Source organism: Streptomyces sp. NPDC085937 (assembly GCF_044540535.1).
In the GTDB taxonomy this organism is placed as follows: domain Bacteria; phylum Actinomycetota; class Actinomycetes; order Streptomycetales; family Streptomycetaceae; genus Streptomyces.
On record NZ_JBITSH010000005.1, the window covers coordinates 373,827 to 396,870 of the forward strand.

General features: G+C 70.5%; 22 protein-coding genes and 1 tRNA gene. 9 read left to right on the forward strand and 14 right to left on the reverse strand.

Annotation, left to right across the window (positions count from 1 at the left end; all coding sequences use genetic code 11):
- Window positions 1-16: 16 nt before the first annotated feature.
- Window positions 17-2,005 carry a PQQ-binding-like beta-propeller repeat protein gene (locus ACIF8S_RS14390; RefSeq protein WP_399999416.1) on the forward strand — a complete coding sequence of 663 codons (1,989 nt, stop codon included), beginning with the start codon at window positions 17-19 and terminating at the stop codon, window positions 2,003-2,005.
- Between the two features lie 273 nt (window positions 2,006-2,278).
- Window positions 2,279-2,959: a LuxR C-terminal-related transcriptional regulator gene (locus ACIF8S_RS14395; protein ID WP_349798491.1), complete on the forward strand. Its 681-nt coding sequence runs from the start codon at window positions 2,279-2,281 to the stop codon at window positions 2,957-2,959.
- Between the two features lie 147 nt (window positions 2,960-3,106).
- Here the strand turns inward: ACIF8S_RS14395 and ACIF8S_RS14400 are convergent, their stop codons facing one another.
- The gene (locus tag ACIF8S_RS14400; RefSeq protein ID WP_349791628.1) at window positions 3,107-3,418 is read right to left on the reverse strand and encodes a hypothetical protein; all 312 of its coding nucleotides are present in this window, start codon (window positions 3,416-3,418) and stop codon (window positions 3,107-3,109) included.
- A 21-nt stretch (window positions 3,419-3,439) separates the two neighbouring features.
- On the reverse strand, window positions 3,440-5,119 hold the full coding sequence (locus ACIF8S_RS14405; protein WP_399999418.1) for a sodium:solute symporter family protein: 1,680 nt from the start codon (window positions 5,117-5,119) through the stop codon (window positions 3,440-3,442).
- Window positions 5,120-5,294: 175 nt separating this feature from the next.
- On the opposite strand from ACIF8S_RS14405, the gene galT reads away from it, so the two are divergent.
- From galT to galK, 3 genes are read left to right on the forward strand one after another with little or no spacing between them, the layout of a single operon-like run.
- Window positions 5,295-6,356 carry a galactose-1-phosphate uridylyltransferase gene (gene galT / locus ACIF8S_RS14410; protein ID WP_399999419.1) on the forward strand — a complete coding sequence of 354 codons (1,062 nt, stop codon included), beginning with the start codon at window positions 5,295-5,297 and terminating at the stop codon, window positions 6,354-6,356.
- Window positions 6,353-7,315 (forward strand): UDP-glucose 4-epimerase GalE, encoded by a 963-nt coding sequence (galE, locus tag ACIF8S_RS14415; protein ID WP_349791632.1) that lies wholly within the window; start codon window positions 6,353-6,355, stop codon window positions 7,313-7,315. Before galT ends, galE begins: the two co-directional genes overlap by 4 nt.
- A gap of 29 nt (window positions 7,316-7,344) precedes the next feature.
- On the forward strand, window positions 7,345-8,517 hold the full coding sequence (gene galK, locus ACIF8S_RS14420; RefSeq protein WP_399999421.1) for a galactokinase: 1,173 nt from the start codon (window positions 7,345-7,347) through the stop codon (window positions 8,515-8,517).
- Window positions 8,518-8,586: 69 nt separating this feature from the next.
- Here galK and ACIF8S_RS14425 read toward each other — a convergent pair whose 3' ends face one another.
- Together ACIF8S_RS14425 and ACIF8S_RS14430 are read right to left on the reverse strand one after the other, a co-directional pair.
- Window positions 8,587-9,003, reverse strand: coding sequence for a hypothetical protein (locus ACIF8S_RS14425; RefSeq protein ID WP_399999466.1), 417 nt, complete (start codon window positions 9,001-9,003; stop codon window positions 8,587-8,589).
- A gap of 136 nt (window positions 9,004-9,139) precedes the next feature.
- Window positions 9,140-9,583, reverse strand: coding sequence for a GNAT family N-acetyltransferase (locus ACIF8S_RS14430; protein ID WP_399999422.1), 444 nt, complete (start codon window positions 9,581-9,583; stop codon window positions 9,140-9,142).
- A gap of 270 nt (window positions 9,584-9,853) precedes the next feature.
- Here ACIF8S_RS14430 and ACIF8S_RS14435 point away from each other — a divergent pair, with 270 nt between their 5' ends.
- Window positions 9,854-10,624, forward strand: a complete 771-nt coding sequence (locus ACIF8S_RS14435) for a LuxR C-terminal-related transcriptional regulator (protein ID WP_399999423.1) — start codon at window positions 9,854-9,856, stop codon at window positions 10,622-10,624.
- Here the strand turns inward: ACIF8S_RS14435 and ACIF8S_RS14440 are convergent.
- Window positions 10,583-11,080: a MarR family winged helix-turn-helix transcriptional regulator gene (locus ACIF8S_RS14440; protein ID WP_145826916.1), complete on the reverse strand. Its 498-nt coding sequence runs from the start codon at window positions 11,078-11,080 to the stop codon at window positions 10,583-10,585. The two genes, ACIF8S_RS14435 and ACIF8S_RS14440, sit on opposite strands and share 42 nt — an antisense overlap.
- Window positions 11,081-11,196: 116 nt before the next feature.
- On the opposite strand from ACIF8S_RS14440, the gene ACIF8S_RS14445 reads away from it, so the two are divergent.
- The gene (locus ACIF8S_RS14445) at window positions 11,197-12,021 is read left to right on the forward strand and encodes a trans-aconitate 2-methyltransferase (protein WP_399999424.1); all 825 of its coding nucleotides are present in this window, start codon (window positions 11,197-11,199) and stop codon (window positions 12,019-12,021) included.
- Window positions 12,022-12,023: 2 nt separating this feature from the next.
- Entirely contained in the window at window positions 12,024-12,425 is a 402-nt protein-coding gene (locus ACIF8S_RS14450) for a VOC family protein (protein WP_399999425.1), read from the forward strand.
- Here the strand turns inward: ACIF8S_RS14450 and ACIF8S_RS14455 are convergent.
- Entirely contained in the window at window positions 12,422-13,096 is a 675-nt protein-coding gene (locus ACIF8S_RS14455) for a TetR/AcrR family transcriptional regulator (RefSeq protein WP_349791645.1), read from the reverse strand. The two genes, ACIF8S_RS14450 and ACIF8S_RS14455, sit on opposite strands and share 4 nt — an antisense overlap.
- A complete protein-coding gene (locus tag ACIF8S_RS14460; protein WP_349791647.1) occupies window positions 13,093-14,106 on the reverse strand; it encodes a fatty acid desaturase in 1,014 nt (337 codons plus the stop codon). The genes ACIF8S_RS14455 and ACIF8S_RS14460 overlap by 4 nt, the downstream gene beginning before the upstream one ends.
- Window positions 14,107-14,397: 291 nt before the next feature.
- Between ACIF8S_RS14460 and ppc the strand changes: the two genes are divergently transcribed.
- A complete protein-coding gene (gene ppc, locus ACIF8S_RS14465; protein ID WP_399999426.1) occupies window positions 14,398-17,148 on the forward strand; it encodes a phosphoenolpyruvate carboxylase in 2,751 nt (916 codons plus the stop codon).
- An 80-nt stretch (window positions 17,149-17,228) separates the two neighbouring features.
- On the opposite strand, the gene ACIF8S_RS14470 is transcribed toward ppc, so the two are convergent.
- From ACIF8S_RS14470 to ACIF8S_RS14500, 7 genes are all read right to left on the reverse strand, one after another.
- Entirely contained in the window at window positions 17,229-17,714 is a 486-nt protein-coding gene (locus ACIF8S_RS14470; RefSeq protein WP_399999427.1) for a hypothetical protein, read from the reverse strand.
- Between the two features lie 87 nt (window positions 17,715-17,801).
- Complete coding sequence (gene pth / locus ACIF8S_RS14475) at window positions 17,802-18,410, reverse strand: aminoacyl-tRNA hydrolase (RefSeq protein WP_399999429.1); 609 nt, start codon at window positions 18,408-18,410, stop codon at window positions 17,802-17,804.
- Between the two features lie 78 nt (window positions 18,411-18,488).
- Window positions 18,489-19,082 carry a 50S ribosomal protein L25/general stress protein Ctc gene (locus tag ACIF8S_RS14480; protein WP_399999430.1) on the reverse strand — a complete coding sequence of 198 codons (594 nt, stop codon included), beginning with the start codon at window positions 19,080-19,082 and terminating at the stop codon, window positions 18,489-18,491.
- Between the two features lie 206 nt (window positions 19,083-19,288).
- Complete coding sequence (locus ACIF8S_RS14485) at window positions 19,289-20,269, reverse strand: ribose-phosphate diphosphokinase (protein WP_024886538.1); 981 nt, start codon at window positions 20,267-20,269, stop codon at window positions 19,289-19,291.
- Between the two features lie 88 nt (window positions 20,270-20,357).
- Window positions 20,358-21,803 carry a bifunctional UDP-N-acetylglucosamine diphosphorylase/glucosamine-1-phosphate N-acetyltransferase GlmU gene (gene glmU / locus ACIF8S_RS14490; protein WP_399999432.1) on the reverse strand — a complete coding sequence of 482 codons (1,446 nt, stop codon included), beginning with the start codon at window positions 21,801-21,803 and terminating at the stop codon, window positions 20,358-20,360.
- A gap of 120 nt (window positions 21,804-21,923) precedes the next feature.
- A tRNA-Gln gene (locus tag ACIF8S_RS14495) sits at window positions 21,924-21,996 on the reverse strand.
- A gap of 8 nt (window positions 21,997-22,004) precedes the next feature.
- Complete coding sequence (locus ACIF8S_RS14500; RefSeq protein WP_399999433.1) at window positions 22,005-22,877, reverse strand: hypothetical protein; 873 nt, start codon at window positions 22,875-22,877, stop codon at window positions 22,005-22,007.
- Window positions 22,878-23,044 lie beyond the last annotated feature (167 nt).

Below are 23,044 nucleotides of genomic sequence, written 5' to 3' on the forward strand. Positions count from 1 at the left end.
CCGAGGTACCCACGTCATGACCCAGCCGCCACCGCCGCCCAACCAGCCCCCGCAGCAGCCGGGGTTCGGACCGCCGCAGGACCCGTCGGATCCGCCGCAGCAGCCCGCTCAGCCCACGCCGCCCGCCCCGTCCGGGCAGCCGGCTCCGCCCGCGCAGCCTCCGGGGCAGCAGCCGCCCGCCGGGCCGGATCTCAGCAAGTCGCCCCAGCCGGGGTACGGCTACCCGCAGGCCCCGGGCCGGCAGCCGCCCGCCGCGCCGCCGACGCCCCCGCAGGGGGCCGGATACGGCTACCCGCAGCAGCCACAGCCTCCGCAGCCGCAGGCCGGTTACGGCCATCCCGGGCAGCAGCCCGGTCCGTACGGCCAGCCGCAGCAGCCCGGACCCTACGGCCAGCCGCAGCAGCCTGGTCCGTACGGGCAGCCGGGGTACGGGCAGCCCGGGTACGGGCAGCCGGGATACGGGCAGCAGGGGTACGGCTATCCGCAGGCGACCGTGCCGATGCAGGCGCAGGCCGGGCAGCCGGGCGGACGCAAGATCAACAGCACCGTGGCCATCATCGCCGCGGCCGTCGTGGCCATCGCCCTCATCGTGGGCGGCGGCGTCTGGTACGCGTCCTCGTCCGACGACGACAAGCAGACCACCGCCGGCGGCGGCGACGGCAAGGGCGAGGAGAAGGGCAAGGGCGACGGCTCCACCGGCGGCTCCGGCGAGGGCACCGGGGGCACGTCCGGCGAGGCCAAGGAGAAGGCGCCCTCCGACCCCAAGTCCAAGGTCCTGTTCCAGGTGCCCGCGCCGAAGGTGCCCAAGGGCTCCTCCAGCATCCCCATCGCGGGTTCCTGGCTGACCGACACGGTCTACGCCAAGAGCGGGCTCTCCGAGATCACCGGCTACGACCCCGCGACCGGCGGCAAGAAGTGGACGCTGGACCTGCCCGGTCCGGTGTGCGCGTCGACCGGCCGCCTCACCGAGGACAACAAGACGGCCATCGTCCACAAGCCGGCCATGCCCACCAAGACCAACCCCCAGTCCTGCACCCAGGTCGCCCTGATCGACCTGGAGGCAGGCAAGCAGGTGTGGTCCAAGACGGCCAAGTCCGGCACCATGCCGATCAACTTCAACAACGTGACGCTCAGCGGCGGCACCGTGGCGGCCGGCAGCACCAGCGGCGGCGCCGCCTGGAGCATCGCCGACGGCAAGGAACTGTGGGCGCCGAAGACGTCCGACTCCTGCTACGACGCCGGGTACGGCGGCGGTGCGAAGCTGGTCGCGGTCCGCAAGTGCGGTTCGTACGGTGAGGACCGTCAGCTGCACATCCAGACCGTCGACCCCAAGACCGGTGACGTCATCACCGAGTACAAGATGGACGGCGGCATCGAGTACGCGGCCGTCGTGTCCACCGACCCCCTGGTGGTGGCCGCCGACGTCGGTGACTCCGCCGGCGACGGCAGCGGCATCTCCGACTTCTTCTCCGTCGACAACAAGACGGGCAAGCTGCGCGCCCGCCTCTCCGCGCCGGGCGACGAGTTCGCGGCGCGCTGCGACACGATCTACAAGGTCGAGAGCTGCACGGGTGTCACGGTCGGCAACGACCGGCTGTACATCGCGACCGAGGAGCACGACACCGGCGGGGAGTCCCACGGCCAGACCAACGAGGTCGTGGCCTTCGACCTGGCGACCGGCAAGCAGACCGGTCAGCGGGCCGACGCCGGTGAAGACTACGAGATCTACCCGCTGCGGATGGACGGCGGCAACGTGATCGCGTACAAGCGTCCGCCGTACGACAAGGGCGGGCAGGTCGTCAGCATCGACGGTGGCTCCTTCAAGCAGACCGTGCTGATGGAGAACCCGTCGACGGAGGCCGTGCGGGACGTCGAGTCGCGGATGTCGCCGGACTACTCGGAGGTGCTCTACGGGCAGGGGGGTCTGTACATGTCCTCCGTGTTCGCGAGTGACTACGCCAGTCGTGACAAGGAGTACTCGGTGATCGCGTTCGGTACGAGCTGATCGGTTGCCGGTCGGCTTCGGTCGAGTGGTGCCGTTCTGCTTCGGTTGAGCGGTGCCGTCCCGCTTCGGTCGTACCCCTGGTGGGTGCAACGGCCCCGTCCCTGTTCAGGGGCGGGGCCGTTCGCGTACCGCTCATCACGCGCTCTTCGCCACCGAACACGAGAATTTCGGCGTTCCGGGGCGATTCTCGCCGGTAGGGGGAGCGCGACGTCGAACAAGCGTGTAGCTTCCGGGGGCATCCGGGGGCGTGTTGTCTGGGGGGATGATTGTCCGATGGGAGTGCGGCTGATGGTGGTCGACGACCACCGATTGCTCGCCGAGGCGCTGGCCTCGGCGCTGAAGCTGCGAGGGCACAGGGTGCTGGCCGCGGCGGCGCCCGCGGCGGGGGCGGCGGATCTGGTGATCAGCAGGGCGCCGGAGGTGTGTCTGCTGGGGACGGCCGCGCCGGCGGAGGCCGGGACGTTCGATCCCGTGGTGAAGATCAAGCGGGAGCGGCCGCAGGTGGCGGTGGTGGTGCTGGGGCCGGTGCCGTCGCCGCGGGGGATCGCGGCGGCGTTCGCGGCGGGGGCGTCGGGGTACGTCCGGCACGACGAGCGGATCGAGGGGGTCGAGCGGGCGATGCTGAAGGCGCGGGCAGGGGAGGCCGCTGTGGCGCCGGCGTTGTTGCAGGGGGCGTTCGGGGAGTTGCTGAATCCCGCGGCTCAGCCGGATGACGAGGGGGCGCGGTTGTTGCGGATGCTGACGCCTCGGGAGGTCGAGGTGCTGGTGCGGGTCGCGGACGGGGAGGACACGCGGCTGATCGCGGCGGGGATGGGGATCGCGCCGTCGACCGCTCGGACGCATGTGCAGCGGGTGCTGATGAAGTTGGGGGTGGGGTCGCGGTTGGAGGCGGCGGCTCTGGCGGCCCGCACGGGACTCCTGGACCGCGCGTCCCCCCGGGGGGCGGGCGGCTGACGCCTGCGGCGCGGTTCGGTGAGGGCTGGGGTGTGACGAGCACACGGGTGTGCAGGGCCTGCACCCGCGTCGGTGGTGCTTACGGGTACGGGGTGTGCAGCCCCCCCGTGTGAAGGGAGCCGCACACCCCGTGGTGGAAGGGGAACGTCAGCCGGTGGGGGTGTTCTCGTCGGTCGGGGGTGGCGGCGGGGCCGTCGGGCGGAGCCAGAGCCAGAGGAGGAACAGCAGGCCGAGGATCAGCATCCCCAACCCCGTCCACAGGTTGATGTTGACCCCCTGCGCCTTGTCGATGTCCGCATCCGACGCGGTGAACCCGGCGATCATCACGATCACCCCGTACAGCACGAACAACCCACCGATGATCCGCCGGATGTCGAACAACCGGGCGGCCGTCGCGGACTTGGTCTCCAGCTCGGTGATCTCCTTCTGGAGGTCACTCTCGGAGTTGTGCTCGGACATGCTCTCTCAATCCTCCCGCGGTCAGAACGAGAACGGGATGTAGCAGGCGGCAGCCAGAATCACCGCACCCCAGCCCAGCAGCGCCGGCTTGCGGTACCACGCGTCGTCGCCCTCCGCGGGCGGCTCCGCCATGCCGGGCGAGCGGGTGCCGTAGACCAGGCCCTGCAGCTCGGCGGCGGGTTTGGGCGCCGTGAACAGCGACACCGCGACCATGACGACCGCGCCCGCGACGAAGCCCGCGATCGCGGAGACGAAGTTGGCGCCCTGGTCGGAGGGGATGTCGATGATGCCCTGCTCGTAGATGACGAAGTAGTTGATCATCGCGGCGGTGGTGCCGGCGACCAGACCCCAGAAGCCGGACTTCATCGACGCGCGCTTCCAGAACATGCCGATGATGAAGACGACGAACATCGGCACGTTGAAGAAGGAGAACAGCGTCTGGAGGTAGGCCATGATGTTGGAGAAGGAGCTGGCCAGGAACGCCGTGCCGATGGACGCGACCACGCCGATCGCGGTGATCAGGCGGCCGAAGCGCACGTAGTAGGAGTCCTCGCGGTCCGTCACCACGTACTTCGCCCAGATGTCGGAGGTGAAGACGGTGTTGAACGAGGAGACGTTCGCGGCCATGCCCGCCATGAACGCGGCCAGCAGACCGGTCACGGCGATGCCGAGCACGCCGTTGGGCAGCAGCTGCTGCATCAGGAACGGGATGGCGTCGTTGTACTGCAGGTCCGAGCCGCTGGTGCCGATCTTCGGGACCAGCACGGCGGCGACCAGGCCGGGGATCATCACCAGGAAGACGATGAAGATCTTCGGGAACGCGGCGATCAGCGGCGTGCGCTGGGCCGCCGACAGGTTCTTCGCGGACAGCGCGCGCTGCACCTCGGCGAAGTTGGTCGTCCAGTAGCCGAAGGAGAGGACGAAGCCCAGGCCGAGGACGATGGTCAGCCAGTTGGCGCCGAGGGGGTTGTCGCTGCCGATGCCGGTGCCGCCCCAGGCGGTGACGAAGTCGTCGCCGTGCGCCTTGGTGAGGGAGTCGGTGAGGCCGTCCCAGCCGCCGACGCTCTTCAGACCGAGCACGGTGATCGGGATGAGCGCCGCCAGGATGACGAAGAACTGCAGGACCTCGTTGTAGATCGCCGAGGACAGACCGCCCAGGGTGATGTAGCCGAGGACGAAAGCCCCGGCGACGACGATGGCCACCCACTGAGGCCAGCCGAGGAGGGCCTCGACGACGATCGCGAGGGCGTAGAGGTTGACGCCGGCGATCAGGATGGCGGCGGCCGCGAAGAGGATCGAGCTCAGCAGGTGCGCCGCCTTGTCGAAGCGCATCAGCAGGAACTCGGGGACCGAGCGGACCTTGGAGCCGTAGTAGAACGGCATCATCACCAGGCCGAGGAACACCATCGCGGGGATGGCGCCGATCCAGTACCAGTGCGTCGTGTAGACGCCGTACTGCGCGCTGTTCGCGGCCATGCCGAGGATCTCGGTGGCACCGAGGTTGGCGGCGATGAAGGCCAGTCCGGTGACCCAGGCGGGCAGCGAGCGTCCGGAGAGGAAGAAGTCCAGGCTGGTCCTGACCGACCGGCGGGCGGCGAAGCCGATGCCCAGAACGACGACGAAGTAGATCCCGAGGATCGTGTAGTCCAGCCAGTTGGTGGGGAGTCGAAGCTCCGCGGCCAGGTATGTGGGGGTATGCATACGCACTCGCTTCGTTCGCGAACTGATCGATGCGGAATCTACGCTTCCGTGTTCAAGGACTGAACACGTTCCTACACGTTCTTTGTTTGATTGTGATCAGAGCCGATCACTGGTGGGTTGTGATGTGTTATGTTCGATTGTGTTGAGTGACGGGCGGGCGTGGAGGAGTACCCCAGTGAAGAAGACCTCGACCCGGCTGGCCGACGGCCGCGAGCTCATCTACTACGACCTCGGTGACGACACCGTCCGGGACGCGGTCGACCGCCGTCCGCTGGACGCCACCGTCACCACCTCGGAGATCCGGCACGACGCCCTGCTGGGCGACGCCGTCGCCATCGCCTCGCACCGGCAGGGGCGGACGTACCACCCGCCGGCCGACCAGTGCCCGCTGTGCCCGTCGCAGGGCGAGCGGCTGAGCGAGATCCCCGACTCCTCGTACGACGTGGTGGTCTTCGAGAACCGCTTCCCCTCGCTCGCCGGGGACTCCGGCCGCTGCGAGGTCGTCTGCTTCACCTCCGACCACAACGCCTCCTTCGCCGCTCTGAGCGAACGGCAGGCACGGCTGGTGCTGGACGCCTGGACGGACCGGACGTCCGAGCTGTCGCATCTGCCCTCCGTTGAACAGGTGTTCTGCTTCGAGAACCGCGGCGCCGAGATCGGCGTCACGCTCCAGCACCCTCACGGGCAGATCTACGCCTACCCCTTCACCACCCCCCGCACCGCCCTGATGCTCCGCCAGGTGGCCGCGCACAAGGAGGCGACCGGGGGCGAGAACCTGTTCGACGCCGTGGTCGAGCGCGAGCGGGTGGACGAGCGGGTCGTCCTGGAGGGTGAACACTGGGTGGCGTTCGTGCCGTACGCGGCGCACTGGCCGTACGAGGTCCACCTGTATCCCCAGCGCAGGGTGCCCGACCTGCTGGGACTGGACGAGGCGGCGCGCGCGGAGTTCCCCCGGGTGTACCTGGAACTGCTCAGGCGCTTCGACCGGATCTTCGGGGAGAACGAACCGCCGACGCCGTACATCGCCGCCTGGCACCAGGCGCCGTTCGGCCCGCTGGAGGACTTCGAGGGCGTGACGCGCGACGACTTCGCGCTGCACCTCGAGCTTTTCACCATCCGCCGTACGTCCGGCAAGCTGAAGTTCCTCGCGGGCTCCGAGTCCGGCATGAACGTGTTCATCAACGACGTGCCGCCGGAGCGCGCGGCCGAACGACTGCGGGAGGTAGCGAGTTCATGAGCGGGAAGTACCTGGTCACCGGCGGTGCGGGATATGTCGGCAGCGTCGTCGCCCAGCATCTGGTCGAGGCCGGTCACGAGGTCGTCGTGCTCGACAACCTCTCCACCGGCTTCCGTGAGGGCGTCCCCGAGGGCGCCGCGTTCGTCGAGGGCGACATCCGCGATGCCGCCAAATGGTTGGACTCCTCGTACGACGGCGTGCTGCACTTCGCGGCCTTCTCCCAGGTCGGCGAGTCGGTGCAGAAGCCGGAGAAGTACTGGGACAACAACGTCGGCGGCACCATGGCGCTGCTCGGCGCGATGCGCGAGGCGGGCGTGGGCCGCCTGGTGTTCTCCTCCACGGCCGCCACGTACGGCGAGCCGGAGCAGGTGCCGATCCTGGAGACCGCCCCGACCCGGCCCACCAGCCCCTACGGCGCCTCCAAGCTCGCCGTCGACCACATGATCAGCGGTGAGGCGAAGGCCCACGGCCTGGGCGCGGTCTCCCTGCGCTACTTCAACGTGGCCGGAGCCTACGGGCGTTACGGCGAGCGCCACGACCCCGAGTCGCACCTCATCCCCCTGGTGCTCCAGGTCGCCCAGGGCAGGCGCGAGGCGATCTCCGTCTACGGCGACGACTACCCGACACCCGACGGCACCTGTGTACGCGACTACATTCACGTCGCCGACCTGGCCGAGGCCCACCTGCTCGCGCTGAAGGCGGCCACGCCCGGCGAGCACCTGGTCTGCAACCTCGGCAACGGCAACGGCTTCTCGGTCCGCGAGGTGATCGAGACCGTCCGCAACGTCACCGGGCACCCGGTCCCCGAGGTCGTGGCGGAGCGCCGGGGCGGCGACCCCGCGGTCCTGGTGGCGTCCGCCGCCACCGCCCGCGAGAAGCTGGGCTGGAACCCGTCGCGCGCGGACCTCGTGGGGATCGTCGCGGACGCGTGGGAGTTCGCGCAGCAGCGCGCCAAGTAAGAGGCAACGAAGGGGCAGGGGTCACGGGCATGAGCGAGTCCAGCGCGGCCGTCGCGGGAGCCGTCGCCGAACGGTTCGAGGAGCTGTACGGGAGTGCGCCCGACGGGGTGTGGGCGGCACCCGGCCGGGTCAACCTCATCGGCGAGCACACCGACTACAACGACGGCTTCGTCATGCCGTTCGCCCTGCCGCACACCGCGGTGGCGGCGGTGTCCCGGCGCGACGACGGCGTCCTGCGGCTGCACTCCGCCGACATCGACGGGCCGGTCGTCGAACTCACGCCGGACGACCTCGTCCCCGAGTCCGACAAGCGCTGGACCGCCTACCCGGCGGGCGTGGTGTGGGCGCTGCGCGAGGCGGGGCACGCCGTCTCCGGCGCGGACGTCCACCTGGCGTCCACCGTCCCGGCGGGCGCCGGTCTGTCCTCGTCGGCGGCCCTGGAGGTCGTCGTCGCCCTCGCGCTGAACGACCTGTACGACCTGGGGCTGCGCGGCTGGCAGCTCGCCCGCCTCTCGCAGCGCGCGGAGAACGTCTACGTCGGCGCGCCGGTCGGCATCATGGACCAGACGGCGTCCGCCTGCTGCGAGGCCGGCCACGCCCTGTTCCTCGACACCCGGGACCTGTCCCAGCGTCAGATCCCGTTCGACCTGGCCGCCGAGGGCATGCGCCTGCTCGTCGTCGACACCCAGGTCAAGCACAGCCACAGCGAGGGCGAGTACGGCAAGCGCCGCGAGGGCTGCGAGAAGGGCGCCGCGCTGCTCGGCGTCGACGCCCTGCGGGACGTGGCGTACGAGGAGCTGCACGCGGCGCTGGAGCGGCTGGGCGACGAGGAGGAGGTGCGGCGCCTGGTCCGTCACGTGGTGACGGAGGACCACCGCGTCGAGCGGGTCGTCTCCCTCCTGGAGTCCGGCGACACCCGTGCCATCGGCCCCCTCCTGGTCGAGGGCCACGCCTCCCTGCGCGACGACTTCCGCGTCTCCTGCCCGGAACTCGACCTGGTCGTCGACACGGCGGTCTCGGCCGGCGCGCTGGGCGCCCGCATGACGGGCGGCGGCTTCGGCGGCTCGGCGATCGTGCTGGTGGAGGAGGCGGACGCCCCCACCGTCACGAAGGCGGTGGAGGAAGCCTTCGCGGCGGCGGGCCACAGGACCCCCCGCGTCTTCGAGGCGGTGCCGTCGCCGGGAGCCCGCCGGCTGCGGTGACCGCCGCGCTCGTTCGGGGATGCCCTGCCACGGCCGTCGCCGGGCGGGGCGTCCGCCCTCCTCGTCCGGCTAGCGATCCGAGCGCAGTCCCAGCGCGCTGTGCTGCACCAGCTCGGCGGGCGCTTCGGCGGAACCGGGCTCCTGGCGCGTCAACTCGACCAGACGGGCACGGAGATCGGCCGCCGGTTCGCCCAGCACGATGGCGCTGATCACCAGCTCCAGCATCACGCGGTCGTAGTCGTCGTCCGTGCGCCGGTAACGCTTGGGGTCGCCCTCCACCAGGGCGTGAACGATCCGGCGGCCTCCGTCGTCGACCGGTGCGAAGGTGGCCGCGTAGATACCTCTGCCCGTCCAGCTCCGGTGCAGGAAGACGACCTCGCCCTCCGTGAAGACGTTCCACTTCTCGTCCATGCCCCGCGCGGAGTAGCCGCGTCGGATCCGCTCCCAGTCCTCGTCCGACCACACCCGCCGGGGCACCCGCGGCATCGGCCGCGGCACGGACATCGGCCGGATGCGACCGGAGAACGTGGAGCGGGTCACGCGTTGGTCAGCGGGCATGCGGGGATCCTACGGGGCCGTCGTGCGGCAGGGTGAACGGATATGTCTCCAGTGGCTGCGCCGCTCAGGCGAGTTGCTTGGTCAGGGTGTACTCCGTGATGCCCGGTGGGTAGTCGGGGATGACGCAGACCACGTCGTAGCCGTGCTTCTTGTAGAAGTCCGGGGCCTGGAAGTCCCAGGTCTCCACGCGGGACGCGGTGCAGGCACGGTCGCCGGCGGCGAGGCGTTCCGCCTCGGTGAGGACGGCGGAGCCGAGGCCCCGGCCGCGGTGGGCGGCGTCGACCCACAGGTAGGTGACGTGGAGCCAGGTCGTCCAGGTGTGGCCGACCAGGCCGCCGGCGAGTTCGCCGTTCGCGTCCAGGGCCCACACGTGCAAAGGCGACTGACGCTCGGCGGGGGTCCCGCGCAGCGCGCGCAGGATCGGCGAGGCCGCCGTGTTGGTGTCCCGGAGCCGCTTGTGGAGCAGATCGCGTCGGGCCTTGTCGACTTCTGTCTCAAGACGAAACATGCGGCACACCTTAAACGCGCAAGGCCGCAAGTTCTGCAAATCCGCTTCCGCTCCGGTCCCCCGCCCGTACCCTGATGCTCAGCGCCGGTGGGGGCCGGTGTGCGTTCAGGGGGCGAGACAGCCGGGCACGGCGGCCGAGCGCGGGCGCCGGCCGGTCCCGCGTCCGGCGAGGGAAAGCCACGGGGGCCTCGGTGCCGTGTCCGCGCCGGTGTCGTCCACCGGCGACGGGGTAGTCCCCTGCTCTGGGAAGAGCACGGGGAAGGGGGTTACGTGGTTCGCATTCGAGTCCTGGTCGTCGACGACCATCGCATCTTCGCCGAGTCACTGGCCGCGGCGCTGGCCGCGGAGCCCGACGTCGACGTGTCCGCGGCGGGCAGCGGCCCGGCGGCGCTGCGGTGTCTGGAGCGGGCGGCCGCCGAGGGGCGGCGGTTCGACGTGCTGCTCGTCGACGCCGATCTGGGCGTGCCGGCGGCACCGGCCGGCCGTCCGGCCGTGCCCGTGCAGGCCGTCGACGAGGACGGGCTGGTCGACGGCATCTCGCTGGTGACCGGGGTGCGTTCGGCGCAGCCCCAGGTCAGGGTGGTGGTCCTCGCCGAGAAGGACGACCCGGCCCGTGCGGCCCTCGCCCTGCAGGCGGGCGCCTCCGGCTGGGTGGCCAAGGACTGCTCGCTGAGCCGGCTGCTCACCGTCATCCGCGGGGTGCTGCGCGACGAGACGCATCTGCCGCCCGCCCTGCTGACGGGCGTCCTGCGGGAGCTGACCGCCGCCCGCCGCCACCGCACGGAGAGCGAACGGCTGGTGGAGTCGCTCACCCCGCGGGAGCGGGAGGTGCTGCGGTGCATGGTCGCGGGCCTGGGGCGCAAGGCCGTCGCCGAGCGCCTGTACCTGTCGCCGCACACCGTGCGCACCCACATGCAGAACGTCCTCGGGAAGCTGGGCGTGCACTCCACCCTGGCCGCGGTGGCCCTCGCCCGCCGGGCGGGCGTCGGACCGGTGGACCTAACCGGGAATGTTGTCGAACGGGGCGGTCAACTGGCGTAGCAGGGACGCCAGTTCCACACGCTGGGTGCGGGTGAGGCCTTCGAGGATCGCCCGCTCCTGGGCAAGCAGTCCGGCCAGCGCCTGATCGGCGCGGTCCCGGCCCTCCTCGGTCAGCCGCACCAGCACACCGCGCCGGTCACTGGGGTCCGGCAGCCGCTCCACCAGACCCTTCTTGGCGAGGCGGTCGATGCGGTTGGTCATCGTGCCCGAGGTGACGAGCGTCTGCGTGAGCAGCTGCCCCGGGGAGAGCTGGTACGGGGTGCCCGCGCGGCGCAGCGCGGTCAGGACGTCGAACTCCCAGGACTCCAGGCCGTGCTCGGTGAAGGCGAGGCGGCGCGCGCGGTCCAGGTGCCGGGCCAGCCTGCTCACCCGGCTCAGCACCTCGAGCGGTTCCACGTCGAGGTCCGGGCGCTCCCGGCGCCATGCTGCGACCAGCCGATCGACCTCGTCCTCCATAAGGATCAGTGTAGTGGTTGTGTCGATGTGAAGTCTCTTGATGTCGAGTATCTTGACGTCGAGAGGAATGGTGGGTGACGCTGGAGGTGACGCCGATCCGCGATCCGGGAGGTCCCGTGTCCGCAGCCGCCGCCCGTCCCGTCTGGGACCCCGCCCAGTACCTGCGCCACGCCGGGCACCGCACCCGGCCCTTCACCGACCTGCTCGCCCGCGTCCCCCGCCTGCCCGGCACCCCGCCCCGCATCGCCGACCTCGGCTGCGGCGTGGGCAACGTCACCGCCCTGCTCACCGGCCGCTGGCCCACCGCCCGCGTCACCGGCTACGACAACGCCCCCGAGATGCTCGACAAGGCCCGCGTCGACCACGAGGGCCCCACCGACGGGGGCGGCCGGCTCGACTTCGCCCACGCCGACGTCCGCACCTGGACCCCGCGGGAGCCGTACGACCTGATCGTCAGCAACGCCACCCTGCAGTGGATCCCCGGGCACGTGCGGCGGTTCGGCGCGTGGATCGACGGGCTCGTGCCCGGCGGCACCCTCGCCTTCCAGGTGCCCGGCAACTTCGACGCCCCCAGTCACGTCCTGATGCGCGACCTGGCCGCCTCCCCGCGCTGGCGGGACCGCCTGACCGGCGTGCTGCGCCACGAGGACGCCGTCTCCCGCCCCGAGGAATACCTGGCGCACCTGGCCGGCCTCGGCTGCGCGGTCGACGCCTGGGAGACCACGTACGTCCATCTGCTGACAGGGGACGACCCGGTGCTCGACTGGGTCAAGGGCACTGGCCTGCGGCCCGTCCTCACCGCCCTCGCCGACGACCCCGGGGCGCGGGACGCCTTCCTCGACGAGTACCGCGCCGCGCTGCGCGACGCGTACCCGGCCACCGCGCACGGCACCCCGTTCCCGTTCCGCCGCGTCTTCGCCGTCGCCGTCAAGGAGGCCTGACCGTGCTGACCGCCCTGGACCATGTGCAGCTCGCCGCACCGCCCGGCTCCGAGGACCTTCTGCGCGCCTTCTACGCCGGCGCCCTCGGCCTCACCGAGGTGCCGAAACCGCCCGCCCTCGCCGCGCGCGGCGGCTGCTGGTTCGAGACCGGGGACCTACGGCTCCACCTGGGCGTCGAGCGGGACTTCCGCCCCGCCCGCAAGGCCCACCCCGGCCTGCGGGTCACCGGCATCGAGGCGCTCGCCGCCCGGCTGGCCGCCCACGGCGCCCCGGTCACCTGGGACGAGGAGCTCCCCGGCCACCGCCGCTTCTTCAGCGAGGACCCGGTCGGCAACCGCCTGGAGTTCCTGGAGAGCACGCCCGCGGACCAGGGCCCGCGGCAGCGGAGCCTGCCCGCCGGCTAGGCCTTGCGGTGGCCTATCAGGCGGGGCTTCGGCTCCAGGCCGTCCAGACCGTGCCAGGCGAGGTTGACCAGATGGGCCGCCACCTCCGCCTTCTTCGGCTTGCGGACGTCCAGCCACCACTGGCCCGTCAGGGCGACCATCCCCACCAGCGCCTGCGCGTACAGCGGCGCCAGCTTCGGGTCGAAGCCGCGGCTCTTGAACTCGCGGCCCAGGATGTCCTCCACCTGGGTGGCGATGTCCGAGATCAGCGAGGCGAACGACCCCGTCGACTGGGGGATGGGGGAGTCACGGACCAGGATGCGGAACCCGTCCGTGTACTCCTCGATGTAGTCCAGCAGGGCGAACGCGGCCTGCTCGCACAGCTCACGCGGGTGACCGGCCGTCAGCGAGCCGGTCACCATGTCCAGCAGACGCCGCATCTCGCGGTCCACGACCACCGCGTAGAGCCCTTCCTTGCCGCCGAAATGCTCGTAGACCACCGGTTTGGAGACCCCGGCCTTCGCCGCGATCTCCTCCACCGACGTGCCTTCGAACCCCTTCGCCGCGAAGAGGGTGCGGCCGATCTCCAGCAACTGCTGGCGGCGCTCCGCACCGGTCATCCGGGTGCGGCGCGCACGCCGCGGCTTGTCATTGCTGGGGGTGCTGGAGTCGGTCGCCACGGCGACCATCATGCCGCCTCGGCGGGTTCCTTCCCGCGCCGGGCGGCGCCATCCGAGGCGACACGCCGCGAATCGATACGCGAGCGTGACGGCCACCGCACGTCCGACGCCCATCCCAGCTGCTCGAACCAACGGATCAGCCGGGCCGAGGAGTCCACCTGCCAGCGCTCCACCCCGTGCCGCGCGGACGTCGGGTCGGCGTGGTGCAGGTTGTGCCAGGACTCACCGCACGACAGCACCGCGAGCCACCACACGTTGCCCGAACGGTCCCGCGACTTGAAGGGACGCTTGCCGACCGCGTGGCAGATCGAGTTGATCGACCACGTCACGTGGTGCAGCAGGGCCACCCGGACGAGGGAACCCCAGAAGAAGCCGGTGAAGGCGCCCCACCACGACATGGTCGCCAGGCCGCCGATCAGCGCGGGCAGCCCCAGCGACACCAGCGTCCACAGCACGAACTGCCGGGAGATCGCCCGCAGCGTGCGGTCCTTGATCAGATCCGGAGCGTACTTCTCCTGCGGTGTCTGCTCCTCGTCGAACATCCACCCGATGTGCGCCCACCACAGGCCCTTGACCAGCGCCGGGATCGTCTCCCCGTACCGCCACGGCGAATGCGGGTCGCCCTCGGCGTCGGAGAACTTGTGGTGCTTGCGGTGATCGGCCACCCAGCGCACCAGCGGCCCCTCGACCGCCATCGAACCGGCGATCGCCAGCGCGATCTTCAGCGGCCGCTTCGCCTTGAACGAGCCGTGGGTGAAGTGACGGTGGAAGCCGATGGTGATGCCGTGGCATCCCAGGAAGTAGAAGAAGACCAGCAGGCCGAGGTCCAGCCAGCTCACTCCCCATCCCCAGGCCAGCGGCACGGCGGCCACCAGCGCGAGGAAGGGGACGACGATGAAGAGCAGCAGGGTCAGCTGCTCGATGGAGCGTTTCCGCTCCCCGCCCAGCGTGGCGGAGGGCACGTCGTCGTCGGACCGGGACTGCTTCGGGGCTTCGTCGAGCACATCGGAGCGTGAGGTCATGCGTTCCCCTGTGGGGTATGTGGACTGAGGGAAGGTGCCGAACTGCCGGAACCGCCTCTCTTTCCTACGGTCCCGTAACCTACGGCATCGTAAGTATGGCAGTGCGTTGCCCGGCGGCAAGAGCCCGTGGGCCAGCGCGTCCGGCATGACACCTATCCTGGAAGTCGGTCGGACAGCGCGGTCCGCTCTGATTTCTTCCCGGACGTCCGGCCCGCAAGCGGCGCACGCCGCGCGAGACGCTCGTTCGGGTTCCCTCCCAGACGAGCTTCAACACTGCAAGGAGCCGCACCTGTGAGCAGTGCCGACGACCAGACCACCACGACGAGCACCGAGCTGCGTGCCGACATCCGCCGACTGGGCGACCTCCTCGGGGAGACCCTGGTACGGCAGGAGGGCCCGGAGCTCCTCGACCTCGTCGAGAAGGTCCGCCGCCTCACCCGCGAGGACGGCGAGGCCGCCGCCGAGCTGCTGCGCGGCACCGAACTGGAGACGGCGGCCAAGCTGGTCCGCGCCTTCTCCACGTACTTCCACCTGGCCAACGTCACCGAACAGGTCCACCGCGGACGCGAACTGGCGGCCCGTCGCGCCGCCGAGGGCGGTCTGCTCTCCCGCACCGCCGACCGCCTCAAGGACGCCGACCCCGAGCACCTGCGCGAGACCGTCCGCAACCTCAACGTGCGGCCCGTCTTCACCGCCCACCCCACCGAGGCCGCCCGCCGTTCCGTCCTCAACAAGCTCCGCCGGATCGCCGCCCTCCTGGAGACCCCGGTCCTCGCCTCCGACCGGCGCCGCCTGGACACCCGCCTCGCGGAGAACATCGACCTCGTCTGGCAGACCGACGAACTGCGCGTGGTGCGCCCCGAGCCCGCCGACGAGGCCCGCAACGCCATCTACTACCTCGACGAACTCCACGCCGGCGCCGTCGGCGACGTCCTGGAGGACCTCACCGCCGAACTGGAGCGCGTCGGCGTCCATCTCCCGGACGACACCCGCCCGCTGACCTTCGGCACCTGGATCGGCGGCGACCGCGACGGCAACCCCAACGTCACCCCCCAGGTCACCTGGGACGTCCTCATCCTCCAGCACGAACACGGCATCAACGACGCCCTGGAGATGATCGACGAGCTGCGCGGCTTCCTGTCCAACTCCATCCGCTACACCGGCGCGACGGACGAGCTGCTGACCTCCCTGCAGGCCGACCTCGACGCCCTGCCCGAGATCAGCCCCCGCTACAAGCGGCTCAACGCCGAGGAGCCCTACCGGCTCAAGGCCACCTGCATCCGGCAGAAGCTGGAGAACACCAAGCTCCGCCTCGCCAAGGGCACCCCCCACGAGCCCGGCCGCGACTACCTCGGCACCGGTGAACTCCTCACCGACCTGCGGATCATCCAGGCCTCCCTGCGCGAGCACCGCGGCGGCCTCTTCGCCGACGGGCGCCTCGCCCGCACCATCCGCACCCTCGCCGCCTTCGGCCTCCAGCTCGCCACCATGGACGTCCGCGAACACGCCGACGCCCACCACCACGCCCTCGGCCAGCTGTTCGACCGACTGGGCGAGGAGTCCTGGCGCTACGCCGACATGCCCCGCGACTACCGCTCCAGGCTCCTCGCCAAGGAGCTGCGCAGCCGGCGCCCGCTCGCCCCCACCCCGGCGCCCGTCGACGCGGCCGGCGAGAAGACCCTCGGCGTCTTCCGGACCGTCAAGCGCGCCCTGGAGGTCTTCGGACCCGAGGTCGTCGAGTCGTACATCATCTCCATGTGCCAGGGCGCCGACGACGTCTTCGCCGCCGCGGTCCTCGCCCGCGAGGCCGGCCTGATCGACCTGCACGCCGGCTGGGCCAGGATCGGCATCGTGCCGCTGCTGGAGACCACCGACGAGCTCAAGGCCGCCGACACCATCCTCGAGGACATGCTCTCCGACCCGTCCTACCGGCGCCTCGTCGCGCTCAGGGGCGACGTCCAGGAAGTCATGCTCGGCTACTCCGACTCCTCCAAGTTCGGCGGCATCACCACCAGCCAGTGGGAGATCCACCGAGCCCAGCGCCGGCTGCGCGACGTCGCCCACCGCTACGGCGTCCGCCTGCGCCTCTTCCACGGCCGCGGCGGCACCGTCGGCCGCGGCGGCGGCCCCTCGCACGACGCGATCCTCGCCCAGCCCTGGGGCACCCTGGAAGGCGAGATCAAGGTCACCGAGCAGGGCGAGGTCATCTCCGACAAGTACCTCATCCCGTCCCTGGCCCGGGAGAACCTGGAACTCACGGTCGCCGCCACCCTGCAGGCGTCCGCGCTGCACACCTCGCCCCGCCAGTCCGTCGAGGCCCTCGCCCGCTGGGACGCCGCCATGGACGTCGTCTCCGACGCCGCCCACTCCGCGTACCGGGCCTTCGTCGAGGACCCCGACCTGCCGACGTACTTCCTCGCCTCCACCCCGGTCGACCAGCTCGCCGAACTGCACCTCGGCTCGCGGCCCTCCCGCCGCCCCGGCTCCGGCGTCTCGCTCGACGGCCTGCGCGCCATCCCGTGGGTGTTCGGCTGGACCCAGTCCCGGCAGATCGTCCCCGGCTGGTTCGGCGTCGGCTCCGGCCTCAAGGCCCTGCGCGAGGCCGGCCTGACCGCGACGCTGGGAGGAGAGGGCGTGCTCGACGAGATGTACGAGCAGTGGCACTTCTTCCGCAACTTCATCTCCAACGTGGAGATGACCCTCGCCAAGACCGACCTGCGGATCGCCCAGCACTACGTCGACACCCTCGTCCCCGACGAGCTCAAGCACGTCTTCGACACCATCAAGGCCGAGCACGAGCTGACCGTCGCCGAGGTGCTGCGCGTCACCGGCGAGCGGGAACTGCTGGACGCCGACCCCGTCCTCAAGCAGACCTTCACCATCCGCGACGCCTACCTGGACCCGATCTCCTACCTCCAGGTGGCCCTGCTCAAGCGCCAGCGCGACGCGGCCGCCGCGGAGCAGCAGCCCGACCCGCTGCTCTCCCGCGCCCTGCTGCTCACCGTCAACGGCGTCGCCGCCGGCCTGCGCAACACCGGCTGACGGGCCGGCCGCACGAAAGGGCGGTGCCCCTGACCTCGCAGGAGGCCAGGGGCACCGCCCGTTCCACACACCAGCGGCGCCTACAGCGCCACGAACGCCGCCGTCAGCAGCCCCGCGCCCGCCAGCGCCATCAGCCACGCGAGCCGCGTCCGCAGCAGACCGCCCGCCACCACCACCGACGCCAGCAGCAGCGCGCCCCCGAGCGGCACCCACGCGTACAGGACCCCCGCCGGGCCGGACCGTACCGCCTCCCGGCCGCCCGGTTTCAGCACGACCGTGTAGGTGCGGCCCGTCTCCACCGCCACCGAGTCGTCCAGCACCACCTTCGCGCGCGGCTGCGACCCGGGAGACAGCGGCGCGTACGGACCCGAGCAGCCGTCGTCGGCGCACCGCGTCACCTCCACCGTGCCGCGCTCACGCCCCTTGGTCAGCATCACGTGCTGCGCCGTGCCCCACGACGCCCACACACCGGCGATCAGGATCAGCACGGCGACCGTGCCCATCGCCACGAACCGGCCGAAACGCAGCGCGGAGTCACCGCGCGAGGAACGGACAGCGGAAGGCATGGCCGCGATCTTTGGCCATGACCTCGCGGCTGGTCAACCCGCGGGGGCGGCACCGGGCGACATGTCCCGCGAAGTCCCCTCGGCGCATCACGAGTTGTACGCGCTCTGCGCCCGCTCCAGCCCCTCGGTCACCAGACACTCCACCGCGTCCGCCGCCCGGTCCACGAAGTAGTCCAGCTCCTTGCGCTCCGCCGACGAGAAGTCCTTCAGCACGAAGTCCGCCACCGGCATCCGCCCCGGCGGCCGGCCGATCCCGAACCGCACCCGGTGGTACTCCCGCCCGAACGCCCCCGTCAGCGACTTCAGGCCGTTGTGCCCGTTGTCCCCGCCGCCCAGCTTCAGCCGCAGCGTCCCGTAGTCGATGTCGAGCTCGTCATGGACCGCCACCACCCGGTCCACGGGCACCTTGTAGAAGTCACGCAGCGCGTTCACCGGCCCGCCCGACAGGTTCATGTACGACATCGGCTTCACCAGCACCACCCGCCGGCTCCCCGGCCCCGGCGGCCCCACCCGGCCCTCCACGACCTGGGCCTGCGCCTTCGCCGCCCGCTTGAACCGGCCGCCCATCCGCTCCGCCAGCAGGTCCGCCACCATGAACCCCACGTTGTGCCGGTTCATCGCATACCCGGGCCCCGGATTGCCCAGCCCCGCGATCAGCCAGGGACCCGCCGCACCCGCATCCGCCGTCACACCCACGCCCTCCTCCACCCATACGCGTCGGCCGCCGCCCCCGCACGGGAGCAGCGGCCGACGAACGACGACTCTCTACGAGGCTCAGGCCTCGGCGGCGGCCTCGTCGCCCTCGGCACCCTCCGGGGCCTCCTCGGCCTGCGCGGCCAGGACCTGCAGCACCACGGTGTCGTCCTCCACGGACAGGGTCACACCGCTCGGCAGGGTGATGTCCTTGGCGAGGACGGAGGCGCCGGCCGCCAGACCCTCGACCGACACGGTCACGCTCTCCGGGATGTGGGTGGCCTCGGCCTCGACCGGCAGCGCGGACAGGACGTGCTCCAGCAGGTTGCCGCCGGGGGCCAGCTCGCCCTCGGTGTGCACCGGGATCTCGACCTGGACCTTCTCGCCGCGCTGCACCAGCTGCAGGTCGACGTGGACCAGGAAGCCCTTCAGCGGGTCACGCTGCACGGACTTCGGGATCGCCAGCTCGTTGCTCTTGCCGTCGATGTCCAGCGCGATCAGGACGTTCGGCGTACGCAGCGCCAGCAGCAGCTCGTGACCGGGAAGGGTCAGGTGCAGCGGGTCGGAACCGCGGCCGTACAGGACACCCGGAACCTTGTCTTCACGGCGGATACGGCGCGCGGCACCCTTGCCGAACTCGTCGCGCGTCGCGGCGGAGATCTTCACCTCGGACATGCTCACTCCTCGAAGTCAGAAACGGACGTGGTCACCCGGCCACGAACGGCCTGCTACGAAGAGCGCGTCGATAACGGACCGCCGTACGAGCCTCAGAAGAAGCGGTACGGCCTCCCTCGCCGAGCAACTCGAGAAGTCTACTCGGACCAGGAGGCCGTACCCAAAACGATCACCGGCAGCCGAACGGACGCGCGACTGCAGAACCCTTACTGCTCGTCGAACAGGCTGGTCACGGACCCGTCCTGGAACACCTCACGCGCCGCCCGCGCGATCGTCGGAGCGATCGACAGCACCGTGATCTTGTCCAGGCTCTCGCTCAGCTCGCTCGGCGTCGGCAGCGTGTTCGTGAACACGAACTCGCTCACCCGGGAGTTCTTCAGCCGGTCCGCCGCCGGACCCGACAGCACACCGTGCGTCGCCGTCACGATCACGTCCTCCGCGCCGTGCGCGAACAGGGCGTCCGCCGCCGCACAGATCGTGCCACCCGTGTCGATCATGTCGTCCACCAGGACGCAGACGCGGCCCTTCACCTTGCCGACGACCTCGTGCACCGTGACCTGGTTCGCCACGTCCTTGTCCCGGCGCTTGTGCACGATCGCCAGCGGCGCGCCCAGACGGTCGCACCAGCGGTCCGCCACCCGCACCCGGCCGGCGTCCGGGGACACCACCGTCAGCTTCGAGCGGTCCACCTTCGCACCCACGTAGTCCGCGAGCAGAGGCAGCGCGAACAGGTGGTCCACCGGGCCGTCGAAGAAGCCCTGGATCTGGTCCGTGTGCAGATCCACCGTCAGCAGCCGGTCCGCACCCGCGGTCTTCATCAGATCCGCGATCAGCCGCGCCGAGATCGGCTCACGGCCACGGTGCTTCTTGTCCTGGCGGGCGTAGCCGTAGAACGGCACGATCACCGTGATGGAACGGGCCGACGCACGCTTCAACGCGTCGATCATGATCAACTGCTCCATGATCCACTTGTTGATCGGCGCCGTGTGGCTCTGGATCAGGAAACAGTCGGCACCACGGGCCGACTCCTGATACCGCACATAGATCTCGCCGTTCGCGAAGTCGAAGGCCTTCGTCGGGACAACCCCGACACCCAACTGCTGGGCGACCTCCTCGGCAAGCTCGGGGTGGGCGCGGCCGGAGAAGAACATCATCTTCTTCTCGCCGGTCGTCTTGATCCCGGTCACAGCACTGTCTCCTCAGAGGTTTCTCAGCTGGTGGGGGTGCGCATCTGCACCTATCACGGTACGCCGTCCCGGACGGAACGCTCTCCGGTCAGTCCTCGCCGGCCTGCTCCCGCGACGCCGCCTCCGCGGCCTTCGCGGCAGCACTCCCGGGACGCTTGCGCGCCACCCAGCCCTCGATGTTCCGCTGCTGGCCGCGGGCCACCGCCAGCGAACCGGGCGGCACATCCTTCGTGATGACCGAGCCCGCGGCCGTGTAGGCGCCGTCGCCGACCGTGACAGGAGCCACAAACATGTTGTCCGACCCGGTCCGGCAGTGCGACCCGACCGTCGTGTGATGTTTGTCCTGTCCGTCGTAATTGACGAACACACTCGCCGCACCGATGTTCGAGAACTCGCCGATCGTGGCATCGCCCACATACGACAGGTGCGGGATCTTCGTCCCCTCACCGATCGACGCGTTCTTCGTCTCCACGTACGTACCGATCTTGCCCTTGCGCGCCAGCCGCGTCCCCGGACGCAGATACGCGAACGGACCCACCGACGCCTCCGGACCCACCTCGGCACCCATCGACACCGTGTTGTCCACCCGCGCCCCGGCACCCACCCGGGTGTCCGTCAGCCGCGTGTTCGGACCCACCTCGCAGCCCTCCGCCAGATGCGTCGCACCATGCAGCTGCGTCCCCGGATGCACCACGACGTCCTGCTCGAACGTCACCGTCACGTCCACCCACGTCGACGCCGGATCCACCACCGTCACGCCCGACATCATCGCCGCCGTCAGCAGCCGCTCGTTCAGGATCCGCCGCGCCTCCGCCAGCTGCACACGGTTGTTGATCCCCGCGATCTCCCGGTGATCACCCGCCACCGACGCACCCACCCGGTGCCCCGCCTCACGCAGGATCCCCAGCACGTCCGTCAGATACTCCTCGCCCTGGCTGTTGTCCGTCCGCACCTTCTTCAGCGCGTCCGCCAACAGGGCGCCGTCGAACGCGAACACACCCGAGTTGATCTCCCGGATCGCCCGCACCTCGTCGGACGCGTCCTTGTGCTCCACGATCGCGGTCACCGCGCCCGAGCCGTCCCGCACGATGCGCCCGTAGCCCGTCGCGTCCGGCATCTCCGCCGTCAGCACCGTCACCGCGTTGCCGTCCGCCACATGCGTCTCCGACAGCCGGCGCAGCGTCTCACCGGTCAGCAGCGGGGTGTCACCGCACACCACCACCACGGTCCCGTCCACGGAACCGCCCAGCTCCTCCAGACCCATCCGCACGGCGTGCCCCGTGCCGTTCTGCTCCGCCTGCACGGCGGTACGCACCTCGGGGGCGACCTCGGCGAGATGGGCGGTCACCTTCTCGCGGGCGTGACCCACGACCACGACGAGGCTCGCCGGGTCCAGTTCACCGGCGGCGGCGAGTACGTGGCCCACCAGGGAACGGCCACAGATGTCGTGCAGGACCTTCGGTGTGGCCGACTTCATACGGGTGCCCTCACCCGCTGCGAGAACGACTACGGCTGCCGGGCGATTGGCGCTCACGGGATGCCCTTCGGCTGTGTTGGAGGTGGGGGGATGGACATCCGCAGGATACCGGGGTGTTTCCGGGGGGACATGAGAGCGGGTCCTGACCAGTGACCGGTCAGGACCCGAACCATGCAGCTCCGCCAGCTGGATTCGAACCAGCACTACAGAGCTTCAAAGGCTCGCGGGCTACCAGTTACCCCATGGCGGATGGCTGCGTCAGACCTTACCCGAGGCGGGTGGTGTGGTGATCCCGGAGACCATTCCTGTCCACCAGCCTTCGATGCGCCGGTACAGGTCGGCCCCTTGTGACACCCGGACGACCAGACAGCCGCGATAGGTGTCGCCGACGTTCTTCCGGACGGTCGCCGGGTTGTGCTTCTTGATGGTCGTCTTCTGGAACACGGAGACGTCCACGCCGACCAGATCCGCCCAGTACCGTTTCGCGCCCTCCACGTCGGCGGTCACGTGGATCATCAAGCGGTACCGCAGGCGGTCCGGCTCGACGCCGAGCAGGTCGAGCCAAGCCAGGTAAAGCTTGATCACGCCGGGGTCGCTGTTCACGAAGAGGACGTTCTCCCGCCGGTCGTAGGGCTTGTCCTTCGCGCCCTCGGCCCAATACAGGGCCACGCCTGCGAGGAAGAGGTCACGGTCGGACAGCGGGCCGATCTCCTGCGCTGCGGCCTCCTTGGTCTGCCGGCGCTGTTCGTCCCGCACCGCTAGTTCGTGCTCCCAGCGCATGCGACCCGCCAGCCGCGCCTGCTCCGAGGGTGGGCGCCGCTCCGGCTTCGGCAGGTCCCGCACCCACAGGGAGATCGAGCTCTTGGAGCAGCCCAGCTCGACCTGGATCCGGTCGTAGGTCCAGCCCTTCAGGCGTAGCTCGCGGGCCTTGGCCCGCAGGTCGTCCTTGGCGTTGGGGCGTTTGGTCCAGTCCGGGACCGGTTCGCCTTGGAGGAGGCGGTTGAGGATGTCGTTGTTGTCGACGTGGAGGCGGTCGCGGATCTGGCGTCGGCTGAGGCCCGCGCGCCGAAGGGCGACGGCCTGCTCGCGCAGGCCTTCGAAGTCGGCGTATGTGCTGGTCGGATGTGCCATGGGCATACCGTCCGGGCGGAATGGTGGGTTCCCGCCTCGAACGGTGAGCGATTCAGTAGTTCGGGGGATTGTGGGGCGTATCGCGGCCGACCGGTCACTCGGTGTGGTCCGTCGCCGAGGTGAAAACTCCCCGGAAATGGGGCTGGGCGCGCCTTTAGGCTGGGGGC